At 55.6% G+C, this 18,169-nt stretch carries 10 protein-coding genes; 4 read left to right on the top strand and 6 right to left on the bottom strand.

The window, feature by feature from the left end; translation table 11 throughout:
* Positions 1-90 precede the first annotated feature (90 nt).
* From M1P90_RS28900 to M1P90_RS28910, 3 genes are read right to left on the bottom strand one after another with little or no spacing between them, the layout of a single operon-like run.
* A complete protein-coding gene (locus M1P90_RS28900) occupies positions 91-2,511 on the bottom strand; it encodes a hypothetical protein (RefSeq protein ID WP_483699165.1) in 2,421 nt (806 codons plus the stop codon).
* Complete coding sequence (locus M1P90_RS28905) at positions 2,504-4,567, bottom strand: DEAD/DEAH box helicase family protein (protein ID WP_483699166.1); 2,064 nt, start codon at positions 4,565-4,567, stop codon at positions 2,504-2,506. Before M1P90_RS28905 ends, M1P90_RS28900 begins: the two co-directional genes overlap by 8 nt.
* Positions 4,564-5,178 carry a hypothetical protein gene (locus M1P90_RS28910; protein WP_483699167.1) on the bottom strand — a complete coding sequence of 205 codons (615 nt, stop codon included), beginning with the start codon at positions 5,176-5,178 and terminating at the stop codon, positions 4,564-4,566. Before M1P90_RS28910 ends, M1P90_RS28905 begins: the two co-directional genes overlap by 4 nt.
* Before the next feature lie 702 nt (positions 5,179-5,880).
* On the opposite strand from M1P90_RS28910, the gene M1P90_RS28915 reads away from it, so the two are divergent.
* From M1P90_RS28915 to M1P90_RS28930, 4 genes are read left to right on the top strand one after another with little or no spacing between them, the layout of a single operon-like run.
* On the top strand, positions 5,881-6,972 hold the full coding sequence (locus M1P90_RS28915) for an IS4 family transposase (protein WP_483699168.1): 1,092 nt from the start codon (positions 5,881-5,883) through the stop codon (positions 6,970-6,972).
* Positions 6,973-6,996: 24 nt separating this feature from the next.
* The gene (locus tag M1P90_RS28920; RefSeq protein ID WP_483704705.1) at positions 6,997-10,020 is read left to right on the top strand and encodes a BPTD_3080 family restriction endonuclease; all 3,024 of its coding nucleotides are present in this window, start codon (positions 6,997-6,999) and stop codon (positions 10,018-10,020) included.
* A 3-nt stretch (positions 10,021-10,023) separates the two neighbouring features.
* A complete protein-coding gene (locus M1P90_RS28925; protein WP_483699169.1) occupies positions 10,024-12,807 on the top strand; it encodes a site-specific DNA-methyltransferase in 2,784 nt (927 codons plus the stop codon).
* Complete coding sequence (locus M1P90_RS28930) at positions 12,807-14,888, top strand: 3'-5' exonuclease (protein WP_483699170.1); 2,082 nt, start codon at positions 12,807-12,809, stop codon at positions 14,886-14,888. Before M1P90_RS28925 ends, M1P90_RS28930 begins: the two co-directional genes overlap by 1 nt.
* A 25-nt stretch (positions 14,889-14,913) precedes the next feature.
* Here the strand turns inward: M1P90_RS28930 and M1P90_RS28935 are convergent, their stop codons facing one another.
* Genes M1P90_RS28935 through M1P90_RS28945 form a run of 3 tightly spaced genes read right to left on the bottom strand, consistent with a single transcriptional unit; the run spans position 14,914 to position 18,168 of the window.
* Positions 14,914-15,381, bottom strand: coding sequence for a Mov34/MPN/PAD-1 family protein (locus M1P90_RS28935; protein WP_483699171.1), 468 nt, complete (start codon positions 15,379-15,381; stop codon positions 14,914-14,916).
* 8 nt (positions 15,382-15,389) lie between these two features.
* Positions 15,390-17,165: a ThiF family adenylyltransferase gene (locus M1P90_RS28940; RefSeq protein ID WP_483699172.1), complete on the bottom strand. Its 1,776-nt coding sequence runs from the start codon at positions 17,163-17,165 to the stop codon at positions 15,390-15,392.
* Entirely contained in the window at positions 17,137-18,168 is a 1,032-nt protein-coding gene (locus M1P90_RS28945; RefSeq protein WP_483699173.1) for a cyclic GMP-AMP synthase DncV-like nucleotidyltransferase, read from the bottom strand. The genes M1P90_RS28940 and M1P90_RS28945 overlap by 29 nt, the downstream gene beginning before the upstream one ends.
* Position 18,169: the final 1 nt, after the last annotated feature.

Consider the following 18,169-nt stretch of genomic DNA (forward strand, 5'->3'; position numbering starts at 1 on the left):
TGATACGCATATTTACAATTTCTTTCCAATGACGTGTGGCCATATATCTGGGCAAAAACACATCGTCATCGCATCGAGATGATGCTTGTGTTACTTCCTGCCAAGGAGCTTATCGAGCCATGAGCGCTTGCGCTCTGGTTGTGGTGGTTGAGCCGCTGCACTCAATGTGGGTGTAGGCAGTACTGCCGGGTTTGGTACAACCCTTTGCGTCATGCTATCAGGTTCTGGTGTACTGGGATTGGAGACAGGGCCTGCTGGCGGCACATCCTGTTTTGGCTGGGCCTGAGTTGCACGTTTCGGCTTCACCGAAGGTGGCGCGACTGCTGCTTGTACGCTTTCCATGACGATTGTGCTATAGCGCTGCCACGCAATATCGGTATCATTACTCAGTGCCTGTTTCCAATCCTCAAAGGTGCGCACCCCCACCTCTTCAATAGTCGGTGGTCGATCTAGCATCTCCCATATCTGAACGTACTTCAGACTCAACTCGGTAAGGCGGGCAAGCGTCCACTGCTCTTGAATTTGTTTCGTATAGGCATCATATTGCTCACGGCTGCTATAGTCTGGTCGTGGCCCAAGCTGCCGTCCACCCAACCGCACAAAGACCTCATCAACAAACCGCTCCCGATCTTGGGGAAGCCGCTGCCGCCGTTCCGGTTGCACAGGTGCCTTCTCGCCAATTGTTCCGTAAAAGGCGTGCAGATCACCGCCGAACCATGCGTTCGTGACTTCCCCTGCCAGCTTCGCCACCTGTTTCACCGTCGGCAGCTTACCCTTGTCGTGGAGGAGCTTGTTGTATGTTTCACTGGCGGATCGCAGTGGCAGCTCCCAACGTGTGCGAAGATAGGTGTCGAGATACTGCTGTGCCCAAGCTTGCCGGTGGCGCGTGATAATATCACGCAATCGTTCAAAGCCAGCGCGACGGCTTCCAGAGCTATAGCTGATGGAGATCGATATACCACCAACATTGTGACTCCGCCCATCCTGATTGATAGGCTGCGGCGGCCCAAGGCGCTGCTCGGCTGTAATAAGCTCATCAAAGAGCTTGGGATTGACCGGTGTGCCGTAGTCTGCGAGTGCGCTCATATGACGGCGATGATACTCGGCAAGTCCAGCCATATCTGTACGCGAGGATGGCCCCTCGCAGATAAACCAAGCTGTAAGGGCACTGCCATGCCAGAAGGTAAGCGCGGGGCCGAAGGCTTCGGCCATTGCAGCATGCGGATAGGATTCGCTGATGATAACCTCTGGGTAGCGTGGGAGCAGCGTGGTGCCCCATAACTGATCAATCTCGGCGACCAACTCGGTCGGGAGCAGCTTGCGATAGAGGAATGCCTGAGGATAGGCCGTGCCGCTCTCTGTCAGCGATGAAGAGATCGTTCGCTCTTCGACCAATCCCCACAGCGAGCTCATCCCGGCGGCCTGGCGGGCATGAATGGCATCGAACGCATCCCAGTAGCGGCGCAATACCCCTACACGCTGCTCAACTGGCGAGGCGCTGGCAGGCTGCTGCCAGAAGGTGGACAGCATGCGCTCGACTTCTTCAACAGGCAGCCCTTGTTGCGCAGCAATCTCGGCTGCCCGGCTAGATGTCCCGACATAGAGGCGTGACTTTGGCAACTGGGTGACGACCTGCTCTTCCGCATGCGGCTCTTCACCCAGGTAATCGAGGAAAGCCAGCCAGTCACCAGCGAAGAACGCCGATAATGTACGCTCCAAGGCCTTGGTCACAGCCTGGGTGCGCTTCACGCGACCATCCGCCTTGGCCTTCTTGTAGTACTGGCTTATGAGGGCACGCAGCCGATAGGCGCGATAGCGAGCACCGATTTCCATACCAATCTGCCTCGCAAGGGCCTCCATCAGTGACTGTTTAGCAGCGTGCTGTTCTCCAGAGCGGAGCTTGCTCCAGCCTTTGCCTGGACGCAGCACAGCCAGTTCATCAGCTACATCAAGCCCTAGCGCATCCAGGACTGCTATACTCTCCGCCCACAGCTTCGCCGTCTCTTCTGGGGCCTTGGTACCCGTGAGCGGCCCGCGCAGCGCGAAGGGCAGGTAGAGGGTGTCGGCAAGTGGCTCTAACAGTGCCCAGAGCAGCATCGCATCAGAGCTACCCTTCAGGCTGATCTTCTCGCGCTCCTCCCAGGCAATCCCCGCCGCAAAGCGCTCGTGGCGCTGCATTGCAGCGGGTAGGTTCACCCAGCCCGCTCGTACCGTTGCCTCATCAGGGATAAACCATGCGCCTCGGCGCTGCTGTTCCGAGAGGGTGAAAGTAGTATCAATATATGCACGTTGTGGGGCACTGAGGCCATCGAGTGCGACCTGAATATCATCTCTTGTGCGATGCGTGAGTGTCACGATCTGTTGGCCGCTTAGTGAGCGCACCAACAGATCGCCGACCAGTGCGTCCAGCGCTTCAAAGCGTTTTGAGCGCTCGCTGCTACGCTCATATTCCAGTAGCTCGCTGGTCGTCGTTAATTGGGAGGCGCTGCGGCCAAAGGATGGATTACTCACCCGTCATCCTCATGATTTGCAGATACTGCTCAAAGGGTACAGGGTTCTTGGTTGTCTGAGCGTACTGCGCATAGCGCTGCGCGAATGCCTCGCGCTCACGCTCCATGCGGCGCCGCTCGATGCGGTCTTCATCGTGAACAACGCGCTGCTCCACCGTTCCCTGCTCGAAAAGCACGAATGCCTCCGGCGGCTTGTCGTCGACCTCGCCACGCTCGCCGATTATCTCACTCCCAGATCGCGTACCGATGCCAACATCCGGCAGATCTCCGGTATATGGATCCATCTCATTCTCGCGATAGATCGTGTCAAAGTGTTCATCGAGGCCAAGCTCGGCGTGATAGACAACATCAAGAAACTGATCGGACGCGCTGACACGACCGACCAGCGCCTGGTGTTGTAAGACGCGGATGCCGCGCCCGATGAACTGGTAGAACTCGCCGAAGCTACCGTAGGGGCGCATTGGCACCACAACCGTGATCGGCGGAAAGTCATAGCCCTGCCCAAGCATCTTGAGCTGGACAATGCCCTGGAGATCGCCGGACTCCTGCTCGAAGCGCTCGCGGGTCCCCTTGATGTGTGCCTCTGACATCGAGTGATGCAGATAGCTGCACGGAATGCCCTGCTCCTCGGCGATGCGCGCGAGCTGCTCTGCATGTCGCTCACCCAAGGCGGAAAAGAGCACACGCGGCTTAATGGGATAGAGAACGCGTGCCTGTTGCCGCAGCACATCACGAACGGTGTGCATGATCTTGCGGATCGATGCATCGGACTTGGCCGTGATGCGCGCAAGTTTACGTTCGTCGTTGATGATCGCCAGCAATGCCTCCCGCCCGACGATCTCTTCGCGGCTGCCATCAGGCCACACCATCTCGTAGGTGGTCGCCTCAGCCTGGGGCGCAAAGCGATGGACACGCAGACTCTTTGCATGGCCGTCCGTGATTGAGTCGACGAGCCGGTAGCGATAGACTACATCAGCGTCGATCGGTCGACCATCCATACGCTGGAAGCAGGCCGACATGAGCAGCATACGCGCGTTGCGAAAGTGGCGGAAGGTGCGCTGGTAGGACTCTGCTGCGGCAATATGCGCTTCATCGACGACGATCAGATCGATGTCGTCGGGCTCCAGCTTGCTCAGGAGACTCTGCGGATCGTCGGCGCTGCCCAGCGAATGGAAGTTGGTAATGATAATATCGGCAGCAAGCAGGTGGCTGCGCGTGACCTGGCTGATAGGGCCATCGTCACGGTCGAGGGTCAGGACGCGCGGAGGTCTACAGCCAGGTATGATTGGGCCACCTGGCAGGCCGTACAGTGCGTTATCGGCGCGCTGGTGGTCAAACGCTTTATCGAAGGTGCCGCGAATCACGCTGCCGGGTGTCACTACCAGCGCCCGCCGCCGCGTGAATGCCAGGCAGGCGATTACACCCAACACCGTCTTTCCAGCGCCGACCGACATCACACAAGCTGCGCGCCGCCCGCCTGAACGGTAGTAGTTACTCAGTGCGCCAAAGGCTTCAACCTGGCAAGTGCGCAGGGGTGAGATACGTAGGCAGGCACGCGCAAGATCAAAGAAGGAGCTTGGTGCAGTGGTGGCTCGACGTGGCGCCGGTGCAAGCCCGGCAAGTGGATCGGCGGACATCTCCGGCTGCTGTATAACCGGATGTGCGACGCAGTATCTTGCCAGGAGCGGATCGAGGCGTAGGATAGCCTGGAGTTGCGCCACACAGCGAGCAGTATCCTGGCGCACCGCATCATAGCTGAAGCGAATGACTGTCCAGGACGCGGCATGCAGATCATTCTGGCGCAGCCGGTCGTAGGTGAACGCGGCCCGATTGCCGTGGTAGGCAAAGCCATCCAGCTCGACTGCGATCCGGTGGCTGGCGCCCTCAATAGCGTAATCTACGCGATAGCCGCGCTCATTGACGCTGATCTCACGTTGGGCAACCACATGCGCGGCAAGACCAGGCATAACAGCGGGAGTCAGCACCCAGCGCAAAAAGGCATATTCAAGAAAGGAGTCAGCAGTGATCTGTTCATAGAGCGAGCGATTAGTAGTCATTGCTCGGCCTCAAGGCGCGTCAGACGCTCTTGTAGTGGCTTCAGGATGCTCTCATCGGCATGAAACCGGGTTGCCCTTTGGGCAACGTCGAGGGCCTCAGCAAGGTAGCCATTGCGCTCGTACATCTGGATCAGGCGCTCGAAGGCAATGCTGCGCGCATAGAAGAAAGCCCCATCTGTCTGCTGATGGCGCAACGTATCTGGGAGGGCTTCGAGCATGCGAATATCGAGCCAGCAGAGTTTTTCGATCTCCTTCATGACCCAGGGATGAGCGCGGCGCAGGCTCCACAGTCGCTCAAAGCAACCCTGCATAGCGAAGTGGTAGTCGGAGGCTTCCCCCGGCAGCTCAAGCACTTCATAGAGGTGTTGAAGGATCGCCTGTGGCGTTGCATTCTCTGGCAGTGGCTGGGATTCCCAGTTCTTCGCCGGAGAGCCTGACGATAAGGTGCCGCCAGGGTAGTGCCAGGACAGATATTCGTGCCGCTGACCGCCGAAATCTGAGCGTTGGATCTCAGGTTTCAGATTGTGATGCGGAAGACGGGCGCGCTGAACGCCTGGGCTGCCAGGGTAATTGACGCCGGGTATATCCGCGAGTCGTTGGTACCAGCGCATATTGTAGCCACCATAGCATTGAGCCGCAGCTCTGCGAGAACAAGCTGTCCGAGGATACCACCATTATATAGAACGCTCCGGGTATGGCAATAGGAACGAATGAGCATGCAGCCCTCGCTCTTCAGCAAGTAGGTTTTCCTTCTCTACATTCATGGGTTTTTGGGATGGGTCGTATGAAATCCATCATTACGACGAATATCTCTGCAATTGCCGATCTGGCATTGATGAGTCTTTCCTTCCATTACTAGACGGTAAATATATGACCGTTTTTAGGAGGCGATGTACAAGTGGCAGCCTAGGGTATTTTGAAGTAGGCATTTAGCTTGGAACTTCTTTCCGACAGAAATAGATAGAATATGCCGCAAATATTCTATATTGAAGCGAATACGATATTTAATTTAGGAATGAAAACCAAATGAGGCATCGCGCATATTTATTGTAGTTCAAGTAAATGATCGCAATAATCTGATGCTATAATCTGGGAAAGGAATTATTGAGGCTATATGGTGGCTTCCACGTACTTAATCAGCTAGATCGGCAAAGACCTCGGCATGTCTAATCCCTTCTCTAGCTACCCGACAGTTTCAAGAGAGAGGTGATGGTACAGGTTCACCGACGATATCACGAGCGGCAGTTGATCGACATCGCCCTTCTGAGTACAGTGGTGGTGAACACAATCCACCCTGTCCAAGGAGGAACCAGATGTCGATCAACCGTGTGTATCATACAAGCTTGCAGCAGTTGCAGCAATTGCATCCTCATCAGCGCATTACCCGTCTCCGCACCCTAGCCGCCCTGATGGCCGGTATTCTGCTCGCCAAGTCGGTTCACCTCGCCCACATCGCGCTTCGTATTCCCGGCAAGGCCACCGAACGCAGTATCGTGCGTCGGCTCGAACGACTGCTCGACAATCCTGCCCTGCGTGTTCGTCCGCTGTATGAGCCGTTTGCTCGTGCCTGGCTGCTTGCCCAAGCGCGCTCCACTGCTCAGGTCCGTCTGATTATCGATGCCAGCAAGGTCAGCTTCTCGCATCGGCTCGTGATGGTCGCTGTGGCGTTTCGACGCCGCGCCATTCCGATCGCCTGGACTTGGCAGCCGGGCGCGAAAGGTCACTGCTCGGCGCGTGTGCAACTGGCCCTGCTCAGCGTTGTCCGCCAGTTGATGCCGCTCGATGTCCGTGTGACACTGGTCGGTGATAGCGAGTTCGAAGCCTGCGAGGTGCAGGAGCAACTGCAGGCGTGGGGCTGGAGCTACGTGCTGCGCCAGAAACCGAACAATCAGGTGCAAGCGGCCGAAACGCCGGAGTGGCAGGCATTTGGCCAGCAGGTGGAGCAGGCTGGGCAGCATCTCTGGCTGGAAGGCGCGCGGCTGACACGCACACACAAGCGGCAGGTCAATCTGCTGGCAGAGTGGGCAGCCGGCGAAAAGGAAGCGTGGTTGCTGGCGAGCAATCTGCCGACGCGGCGAGCGGTGTTGCAGGCGTATCGGCGCCGGATGTGGATCGAAGAGCTGTTTGGCGATTTAAAGGGGCAGGGCTTTGATCTGGAACGCTCACATCTGCGGCACTTCGCGCGACTGTCGCGGCTGACGCTGGCGGTGGTGCTGGTCTACGACTGGCTGATGACAAGCGGGGCACGGGTGGTCAAGCGTGGGCTGCGCAGTCAGGTTGACCGTCACGACCGGCGCGACCTGAGCATTTTCCAGATCGGTTTTCGCTGGATCTACCGATGCCTGAAGAACGCGCGGCCGTTTGTGATGCAATTCACTCCTATCAGCAGACAAACTGTCGGGTAGCTAGATCCCTTCTTCGATCAGCCGATCTTGAACTCTCCATATGAGTATCCAGAGCGTCATTGGGAATTAGACGCCCAAGGACAACCGACCCAACAAGTTCTGCCGCGTCGGCGCTCTGCCGAATTCATTACCCCTATTCCGAAGCCGAAGAAACGCAAGCTGACTGCCTCGCAGCAGACCATTGTGTTTGATGAGGGCAAGGGCCTATCCAGCGAAGGCCAACAGTACGACACAACCACCATCATTAACGAATTGCGCAGCTATGTCGATCAGTGGCGCAAGCTGCCGCAAGGTCAGTGGCAGGTTACGCCCGAAACCGCCCGACTACTCCAGCACTGGCGCTCGCATGAATTCAGTGGTGTGCGCCCGTTCTTCTGTCAGATAGAGGCAGTCGAAACAGCGATCTGGCTTACTGAAGTTGCGCCGCAGGCAGGGAGCGCTGGCCGAAAGTTTCTTGACCATCTCAAGAGCGTCAACGCCGAAGCCAACCCCGAATTGTTACGTCTGGCATTGAAACTGGCAACGGGTGCAGGCAAAACCACCGTTATGGCGATGCTGATTGCCTGGCAGACGATCAATGCTGTGCGCCATCCACAGAGCCAGCGCTTTTCGCGCGGCTTCCTGGTCGTTACGCCCGGCTTGACGATCAAGGATCGCCTACGTGTCCTCCAGCCGAATGACCCCGACAGCTATTACGCCAGCCGCGAGCTTGTGCCGGGTGATATGCTCGACGACCTGAACCGTGCCAAGATTGTCATTACAAACTATCACGCCTTTAAGCTGCGCGAGCGCCTCGATCTTGCCAAGGGAACCCGCGCACTACTCCAAGGTCGCGACGAGGAATTGGATACGCTCGAAACTGAAGGCCAGATGCTTCAGCGCGTGATGCCCGATCTTATGGGCATGAAGAATATCATGGTGCTGAATGATGAGGCCCACCACTGCTACCGTGAAAAGCCGGAAGCCGCGCAAGACGATGATCTGACTGGCGATGATAAAAAGGAAGCCGAGAAGAATAACGAGGCTGCCCGACTATGGATTTTCGGCATTGAGGCGGTAAAACGCAAGCTGGGTATCAACTGGGTTGTTGATCTGTCGGCGACACCGTTTTTTCTGCGTGGCTCTGGCTATGCAGAGGGGACGTTATTCCCCTGGACAATGAGCGACTTCTCGCTGATGGACGCGATTGAGTGCGGCATTGTAAAGCTGCCGCGCGTGCCTGTTGCGGATAACATTCCTGGCGAAGAGATGCCAATGTATCGCAATCTCTGGGAGCATATCCGAACGACAATGCCGAAAAAGGGCAGGGGCAAAGCAGATACGCTCGATCCGCTCCAAATACCAACTCCGCTTGAAACTGCTCTTCGCGTGCTCTATGGTCACTATGCGGAAACCTTCCGCCTCTGGCAGGATGCTGGTATTGGCGTACCGCCCTGCTTTATTGTGGTCTGCAACAACACCTCGACCTCCAAGCTGGTGTACGACTATATCTCCGGTTTTCATCGCCAGAACGAGGATGGCTCGACAACGTTGGAGGACGGACGCCTTGAACTCTTCCGCAATTTCAATGAATACGGCAATCCGCTGGGCCGCCCCAATACCTTGCTGATTGACAGTGAGCAGCTTGAGTCGGGCGAAGGGCTTGACGACAGCTTCCGCAGTATAGCGGCGGATGAAATTGCTCGTTTCCGGCGAGAGATCGTCGAGCGTACCGGCGATGTGCGTCAGGCCGAGCAGATCACCGAGCAGGATCTGCTGCGCGAGGTGATGAATACGGTGGGCAAACCAGGCCGCTTGGGTAGCTCGATCCGCTGTGTCGTTTCGGTTTCCATGCTCACCGAAGGCTGGGATGCCAATACCGTCACGCATGTGCTTGGCGTGCGGGCTTTTGGGACGCAACTGCTTTGTGAACAGGTGATTGGTCGCGCATTGCGTCGCCAGTCCTATGACCTAAATGATGAGGGGCTATTCAATGTGGAATACGCCGATGTCCTGGGCATCCCCTTTGATTTCACCGCCAAGCCAGTTATCTCGAAGCCGCAAAAGCCGCGTGTGACGATCCAGGTGAAAGCGGTGCGCCCCGAACGTGATGCACTCGAAATCCGTTTTCCGCGTGTCGTGGGCTATCGAGTGGAACTGCCGGAAGAGCGCCTGACGGCAAGCTTTACTGACGAGTCGATTCTGGAGCTGACCCCCGAACTCGTTGGCGCAACCGAGACGCGCAATGCCGGGATTATTGGTGAGACTGCTGATCTCAGCCTGAAGCATCTGGAAGATATGCGCCCATCGACGCTGATCTTCAATCTCACGCATCGTCTGCTCTATACCAAATGGCGCGACCCCAATCAGGAGCCAAAGCTGTATTTGTTTGGTCAGCTTAAGCGTATCACGAAGCAATGGCTTGATGGCTATCTCCGCTGTACAGGTGGTACGTATCCAGCATTGCTTGGCTACCAGCAACTGGCAGATATGGCCTGCGAAAAGATAACTGCCGCAATAACGCGCGCAATGAGCAATGAGCGCAACATGATCGCGCTGCTCGATCCCTTTAACCCAACTGGCTCGACCCAGCATGTGAACTTCGCCACCTCCAAGCGGAGCTATTGGGAAACGGATGCGCGCCGCTGTCATATCAACTATGTCATTCTGGATAGCGATTGGGAAGCCGAGTTCTGCCGGGTTGCCGAAGCGCATCCGCGCGTGCGCGCCTATGTCAAAAACCATAGCCTTGGCCTGGACGTGCCCTATACCTACGGTTCCGAGAAGCGTATCTACCGGCCCGATTTCATCGTCAAGGTGGACGATGGACATGGCGACGATGACTTGCTCAACCTGGTCGTCGAGATCAAGGGCTATCGGCGCGAGGATGCGAAGATCAAGCGGGAAACGATGGAGACCTATTGGGTGCCCAGCGTGAACAACCTGGGGCAACATGGGCGCTGGGCCTTTGCCGAGCTTACCGAGGTCTACCAGATCGAAGCCGACTTTGCCGCCAAGGTTGCCAGCAATTTCGATACGCTTATCAGCGATGCAATGGGGAATGAATAAGGTATGCCCAAGCCAACAACCAGCAAATCTGTCGAAGCGCTGCGCCACGAAGACGAGCGGCGCAAGAATATCCCCACTGCGGAATATCAGTCTGTCCTGCGCGATGACGAGCGCAAACCTATTGCGCTGCGCTATCCACGCAACACCGATCTCGATCCCCAGCTTGTCTGGCGCGGCAAGGATGAGCAGGATTGGAGCGACCTGGTAGTACAAGCCCCGCCGCTCTATATCCAGGAGAAGATCCATCCCAAGGTGCTGATCGAAGACTTGCTGCGTCAGAGCGAGGCAACATCGACGCAGGGACGCTATCAGCAGACCGACCTCTTCGCCGATTTCAACGGCATTCCACAGGGTGCGGACAAGACCGAGTTCTACCAGCACGACCAAAATTGGTCGAACCGTATGATCCTGGGCGACTCGTTAGATGTCATGGCGAGTCTGGCAGAACGTGAGGGTCTACGTGGCAAGGTGCAGTGCATCTACCTCGACCCGCCCTATGGCATTAAGTTCAACAGCAATTTCCAGTGGAGCACCACCAGCCGCGATGTGAAGGACGGCAACGCTACCCATATCACCCGCGAGCCAGAGCAGGTCAAAGCCTTCCGCGACACCTGGCGCGACGGTATTCATTCCTATCTGACGTATTTGCGGGCTCGGCTGACTGTTGCACGCGACCTACTTTCTGACAGTGGCTCAATCTTCGTGCAGATTGGCGATGAGAATGTGCATCGCGTGCGTGCGCTGATGGATGAGATATTTGGGTATGAAAACTCTGTTAGTACGATTGCTGTCAAGAAAACGAGTAGTTCGTCTGGAAACATGCTCTCTGCCATAAACGACTACGTTATTTGGTATGCCAAAGATATAGAGCGAGTAAAGTATCGTCAACTCTACATCAACAAAGAATTAGGAGGAGCAGGAGCAGGACAATATACTTGGGCTGAAGACAGTAGTGGTAAGAGAAAAAATTACGGGAAACTTGGTATTGCTGATGCTGAATTGTCAGGACTTAGTATTTTTCGTCCTGATAACATTACAAGCCAACGACCAGCTGGAGATGGTGACGTTAGGGAATTCGAACTAGAAGGAAAGAAATACACGCCAGGCAAAGGTACGTTCAAAACTGAAATGAGCGGGCTAAGTAAACTTGCCCGTGCTCGAAGGCTAATTGGGATCGGAAACACTCTGTGTTATGTCCGTTATTTAGTTGATTTCCAAGTCTTTCCTATCGTGAATAGCTGGGACGATACCGGCATTTCTGGATTTGGCGACCCCAAAATATATATCGTACAAACGCTTTCAAAAATTATCCAACGTTGTATCCTCATGACCACCGACCCTGGCGACCTAGTGCTCGATCCGACCTGCGGCTCCGGCACAACCGCCACAGTTGCAGAGCAATGGGGGCGGCGCTGGATTACCATTGATACCTCACGGGTAGCGCTGGCGCTGGCACGAGCGCGTATCATGGGCGCACGCTATCCCTATTACCTGCTGGCAGACTCGCGTGAAGGCCAGATCAAGGAAGCCGAAGTCACGCGCACAGTGCCTTCCTCGCAGCCGGTGCGCGGCAACATCCGCCAGGGCTTCGTCTACGAGCGCGTACCGCATATCACGCTCAAGAGCATTGCCAACAATACCGAAATTGACGTGATCTGGGACAAGTGGCAGGAAACGCTCGAACCGCTGCGCGAGGCACTGAATGCGGCGCTCCAAAAGCAGTGGCAGGAGTGGGAGATTCCCCGTGATGCTGTCACGGGCTGGTCGGACAGTGCCAAGCAACTGCACGCCGACTGGTGGCAAGCACGCATCGCTCGCCAGAAGGAGATCGATGCCTCGATTGCCGCCAAAGCCGAGTTCGAGTACCTCTATGACAAGCCCTACGAGGATAGAAGGAAGGTGCGCGTGGCTGGGCCGTTCACGGTCGAAAGCCTATCGCCGCATCGCATGCTGGGCGTGGACGAAAACGACGAACTGATCGACGGGCTGGCGGAGAGCAAAGCGGGCTATGGCGAGAAACAGACCTTCGCCCAGATGATTTTGGACAACCTCCGCACTGCCGGGGTGCAGCAGGCACACAAGGAAGACAAAATCAACTTCACTGCGCTCACACCCTGGCCTGGCTACTACGTCTGCGCCGAAGGCCGCTATCTCGAAGGCGATAGCGAGCGGCGCGCTGCCATCTTTATTGGGCCGGAGTTTGGCACCGTCCAGCGCGCCGACCTGGTTGCTGCCGCGCGCGAGGCAGGCGATGCTGAATTCGACGTGTTGATTGCCTGCGCCTTCAATTACGAGGCCCATGCCACCGAATTCAGCAAGCTCGGACGTATTCCTGTTCTCAAAGCGCGTATGAACGCCGACCTGCACATGGCGGAAGACCTGAAGAACACCGGCAAAGGCAATCTGTTCGTGATCTTCGGCGAGCCAGACATCACCATCTCTCACGTTGATCACGGTAAGATCCAGGTGAAGATCAATGGCGTTGATGTCTTCAAGCCAAATACCGGCACGGTCGAGAGCCAGAGTACCGACGGCATCGCCTGCTGGTTTATTGACACCGACTACAACGAAGAAAGCTTCTTCGTGCGCCACGCCTATTTCATGGGCGCGAACGACCCCTACAGTGCGCTCAAAACCACGCTCAAGGCCGAGATCAACGAAGAAGCCTGGGCCACGCTCAACAGCGACACTTCGCGCCCGTTCGACCCGCCTACCTCTGGGCGTATTGCAGTCAAGGTCATCAATCATCTGGGGGATGAGGTCATGAAAGTGTTCAGGGTGTCCTGATGGAATTTCGTATTGCCGACACCTTCACCAGCAGCCTTGCTCGCTTGACCAGCGAAGAGCAAAAGGCCGTCAAGATGACTGCCTTCGACTTGCAGATCGATCCAGTTAACCCCGGCATGAGTATTCATAAGCTGGATAATGCGCGTGACAAGAACTTCTGGTCGGTGCGCGTCACCAGGGATATTCGCCTGATCATTCACCGCACGCCCGGTAGCCTGCTGTTGTGCTATGTCGATCATCATGACAAGGCATACGAGTGGGCAGAGCGGCGCAAGCTGGAAACCCATCCCCAGACTGGCGCTGCGCAGCTTGTGGAAATCCGCGAGACCGTTCAGGAGATCTTTGTCCCGCAATACATCCCGGAGCCAAAGCCAGTGGCGGCTAAACCACCGCTCTTCGCCCAGATCGCCGACGCTGAACTGCTAAGCTATGGTGTACCGAACGAGTGGCTGCATGACGTGCGCCATGCTACTGACGACACGCTGTTGGGATTGGCGGATCACCTGCCTGGTGAGGCGGCTGAAGCACTACTGGAATTAGCGACCGGCGGCAAACCACGAGTTACGCAATTCCCCAGCCCAACGCGAAGCCCCTTCGAGCATCCCGATGCACAGCGGCGTTTCCGTATCATGCGCAACGAAGAGGAACTGCGGCGTGCGCTTGATGCCCCCTGGGAAAAGTGGACAGTCTTCCTGCACCCTGAACAGCGTAAGCTGGTAGAGCGCGACTTCAACGGCCCTGCGCGTGTTTCCGGCTCAGCAGGCACGGGCAAGACAGTACTGGCACTCCACCGGGCGGCTTCGCTGGCGCGGCGTCATCCCGAAGCACGAGTGCTGCTCACGACCTTCTCCGACATTCTTGCCAATGCCCTCAAAGCTAAGCTCCGGCACCTGGTGAGCGAGGAGCGCGAGCCGCGCCTATTTGAGCGCATAGATGTCTACTCGATTGACGCGATAGGCAAGCGGCTCTATAAAACGCGCTTTGGCACCCCCAACCTTGCCACGCCTGAAGTGATTCACCAACTGCTGCAAGAAGCATCAAAAGCAATCGGCGGTCACTCCTTCAGCTTGAACTTTCTGCATGCAGAATGGGAGCAGATCGTTGATGCCCAGCAGATCGAAAGCTGGGAAGTCTACCGCGATGTCCCACGCCTGGGCCGGAAAACCCGCCTTCCAGAGCCGCAGCGCATGCTGCTCTGGTCGATCCTGGATCGCGTTCGCAGCGGCTTAGCCGCGCGAAAGCTGATCACGCATGCCGGTATGTTCTTCCGCCTGGCAGAAGCGATGGCCCAGACTGCGAACCCACCATTCGACTTTGTGATAGTCGACGAAGCACAGGACATCGGCATTGCCCATCTGCGCTTTCTTGCTGCACTTGGCGCACAGCGACCCGACGCGCTCTTCTTCGCTGGCGATCTAGGCCAGCGCATCTTCCAGCAGCCCTTTTCCTGGAAAGCAATGGGCGTGGATATTCGCGGGCGCTCGCATACCCTGCGCGTCAATTACCGCACATCGCACCAGATCCGCATGCAGTCCGACCGCCTGCTGGGTAAACAAGTATCCGATTTGGACGGAAATGTTGAAGAGCGTGGAGATACCGTCTCGGTCTTTAACGGCCCGGCACCAATGATCCATACGCTTGCCAATGAGCAAGAAGAACGCAAGACCGTCAGCGCTTGGCTAACAGAGCAGGTACAGTCAGGACTTGCGCCCCATGAGATTGGCGTGTTTGTTCGTTCTGCTGCCCAACTGGAGCGCGCGCGGGCAGCAGTGCAGGATGCAGGAATCGCCTTCAAGGTTCTCGATGAGCATGTCGAGACGGCCAACGACCATATCTCTATCAGCACCATGCATCTCGCAAAAGGGCTGGAGTTCCGCGCCGTTGTGGTTATGGCGTGCGATGATGAGATCATCCCCTTGCAAGAGCGGATGGAAATGGTCGGTGATGACGCTGATTTGGAGGAGATCTATAGTACCGAGCGGCACTTGCTCTATGTTGCATGCACCCGGGCACGAGATCAACTGCTGATTACCAGTGTTGCTCCGGCATCGGAGTTCCTTGATGATTTGCGCGCTGCCTGATCAATCATTAAGCTGCCCAGCCTGATTAAGCGCCCTCAATTATCACAGGCACAAATCTCAATCTTGCCTGGTGCCACCGATAGCCACGAAGTGCCCACTGATCAACTCGTATTCGCTGGCATAGAATAAGGATAGGTTCTGCCTGGTTGTATGATGGTCGGGTACTGATCCAGCTCATACTCTCTCTGTCTCGCATGCTGGGGCCAACTGGTAAGGGGTGAGAGTGCCATTCTCCGATGTAATCGTCACTACCTTCGGATGTATTGATGTATTCGTCTAACTGCTGCTGTGCGTAGTCTCCATCACGCAGGAACTTTGTAGGTTCATGTATCGCATTTGGCCCAGGCCCTACCGCCAGAGCAACTATGGCCCTATCTCCTTCAATTCTTCCGATAAGAATGCCCCCCGTCTCCAAAGGATATCGCTCCCGGCTTTCCTGCTCTATCATGTCTGCAATCCTGACACCAAGGTGTATTCCGTGAACAATAGTCATAACTGTTCCTAAAGCTGTCCACAGGCACCACAACCCCGAATAGGCTTCCAGGTACTCCAATAAATACCTGGCTGGCTCAACTGGTCTGCGGCATCGGGCAAAGAATCGTTCACGACCAGAAGGTGATTATTTTCCCCAAGCTTATCCCGAAAGCTCCAGAGGATGGTGCGAGCACACCAGTTGGCGATATGATCTATATCAACCGCTGAGGCTTCTACAGTTGGTACACCGCATCCGCTCTCAACAAACCACCCTTCATCTCCAGGCGGAATAGTTGGATAGTCCTGTGTACCGCGATAGCCGCCTTCATAGCATACGAGACAGGCATCTTGCCCTGGACGAACCAGTCGGATACGACCAATAGCGGCCTTGCGATGCGCTGTCACGTAAATGACCGGACGCATTGCTTGCAAACACAGCTGGTTGAGCAAGAGCGAAAATGAAGTATTCGCTGTGGCGTCAACAACGATGTCTGTTTCGCTTATCCATCGACGTATCATATCTGGATGCCAAGTGGTTGTCTCAGTGTCAATGTGACTGTCGGGAGTGTGGCTATGTGCCTGGACTTTTACAATCACTGTTTTGTCATAGCCGACCAATTGTAAGCCGCCTACATGCCGTACTGCATTTCCAGGACGCAGTAAATCATCATCAACAATGCGCAAATGTTGCAATCCCGCCTTCGCAAGTAAGACAGTGATCGTTCCTCCAATTGCTCCCTGCCCAAAAATGAGAACACGTCGGCTGTTTATGAGTTGTGCTATATGGCCTGTGCGCCGCATCAGTGCTTCTTGCCCAACACCTGCGGTTTCAAAGCTTTCAACTGCTATCTTTCGAAGAGCACCAGCCTGACTCCAAGATGTAGTCTTCGCTGGAGAACCAAGATTACACTTAAGAAATAACCACTGCTCTTGCTCTACGGCATCGGGATAACCGACCGCAATGATCGCGGGTACATTTGAACCATGAACCTTCTGACCATAGAGACCACATAGGTGATGTAATGCCCAGCCGGGCGATTGCTGAGCTGCAACGTCTATCTCAGACAGCAATGTATCCAATGCTAGCTTGGGCAGAGGTTCTCGCTGGAGACGAAACCATAACCCAACCTGATCTCGACGCCGCTGAGCCATCCCTATCTCTGATAGGATGCGATCCTCGTGCGCCTGGGGTGGCAGAGAAACTCCTGGTTGTGGCGCACCAGCGAATGCTCGTACATTGTCCTTCTGCCATATGCCAAAGCGCCCCATCTGTACATCAGATGGAGGCATCCAATCATCACCGATGAGCATAAACGAACGTCTTTCCCGACTAGGAAAGTAGAGATGCAGATCGGGTGGTCGATCCTCAGCAGGCCAGTCATTGAGGTGATAGCGATTAAACCAGAGGCGAACGCGAGCCAGTAGATCGTCTGCGGTCATAGATGGCGACCAGGCTGCTCTATCGCTCGGCCATAGACAGAGGGCTCCAGTGTCACTCCCTGGAGCCTGATGCCTACTATTGCGTATCGGAGGATCGGTATCGTTTGGAAAGACCTGTGGCTGTGCAAACGGAAAAGCTGCAGGAAGCAGGATTTCGATGAGATGGTCGGCACTGGAGTAATCTTCGGTTGCTGGATCGTCCCATGAGACGTTGAGCGATCCCGTCCACCTTTCTTCACCCTGTTCAGCACTCAGAAGGCGAAAACCGGCCGCCGAGAGGTCACGCCTGAAACCTGCACGCAAGTGAGAGTAGAAGCCAGGTGTATCAGCAATATCAGGCGAACGGGACGGATTCTCTGACATCGCTCGCGCTCTTCTTCAAAACAGACGGACCCTTTGACTCATCAGATCCGCTATCTTCATCAACATACCAGAATTCATGCTGGAAGACCCAGTACCAGGCGTTCATCGCCTGAGCGTATGTGCAATTAGCGTCATCGAGTACGGCTAATTCCTTGATTGCATCTCCAAGCCGGTCACGAAATCGCTCCACCTGCTTCGTAAACGCTTCCTTGTATGTCAGCTTTTGATCGGCATGAATAGGATCATACACCTCCAGGTTGCCAAGCAAGCGGTTGTAAATAGCTCTCATCGTGGCGCGGAGGGCCATGTCATCACGCTCGTAGTCCGCCTGGTAGCATTCAGCCGTGAGCTTCGAGATAATCATGCCGCCTGGCAGGTTCCAATGCTCTCTCGACCTTGCGAAGGCTTTGAGTAGGCGCACAATACGTCGAAATTGATCGGCCTCGACAGTTGCTCCTGATGTAGAAGACGGACTCTTCTCGCGCATCGTTTGCTTAAACCAGTTAGTAATTTCGACAGGATCACGCACTTTCCATTCCGCACCCGCGTGCTCTGTTACGGTTTCGCCGTATTCATCTTCGATTTCCCGATATACGGCGAAGTCGATATGGTATCCCTCGGCGTACCACACAGTTACTGCATTTGTTCGAGCTTTTGGTGATTGTGCAAAATTACCGCCAACCGTTGTGAAGGCTCGCTCAATGCGCTTGCGAGCAGCTTGCGTAGAGCTTGGCAGATCATCCTTGCGGAAAATGATCGCAACATCGATATCGTAATCGTTGTCAGGCCGCTGATTAAGCGTATGCATAGGGTAGCTGCCTTGGTCACGATGCCGAAGTGGATGTGCGTAGCTCGTACTATCTTCTTCCCCGATCTTATCCAGCCCCGCGTTCAGTCGTTCCAGGTTCGTGTCACGATGTCCAGCAAGCTCAGCACGTTTTGTATTCGGTAGGCGCACATGATTGTGATAGAACGTGACCATTTTCGAGTGCAAGTTATACATT

This window comes from Kouleothrix sp. 19917, assembly GCF_057073505.1.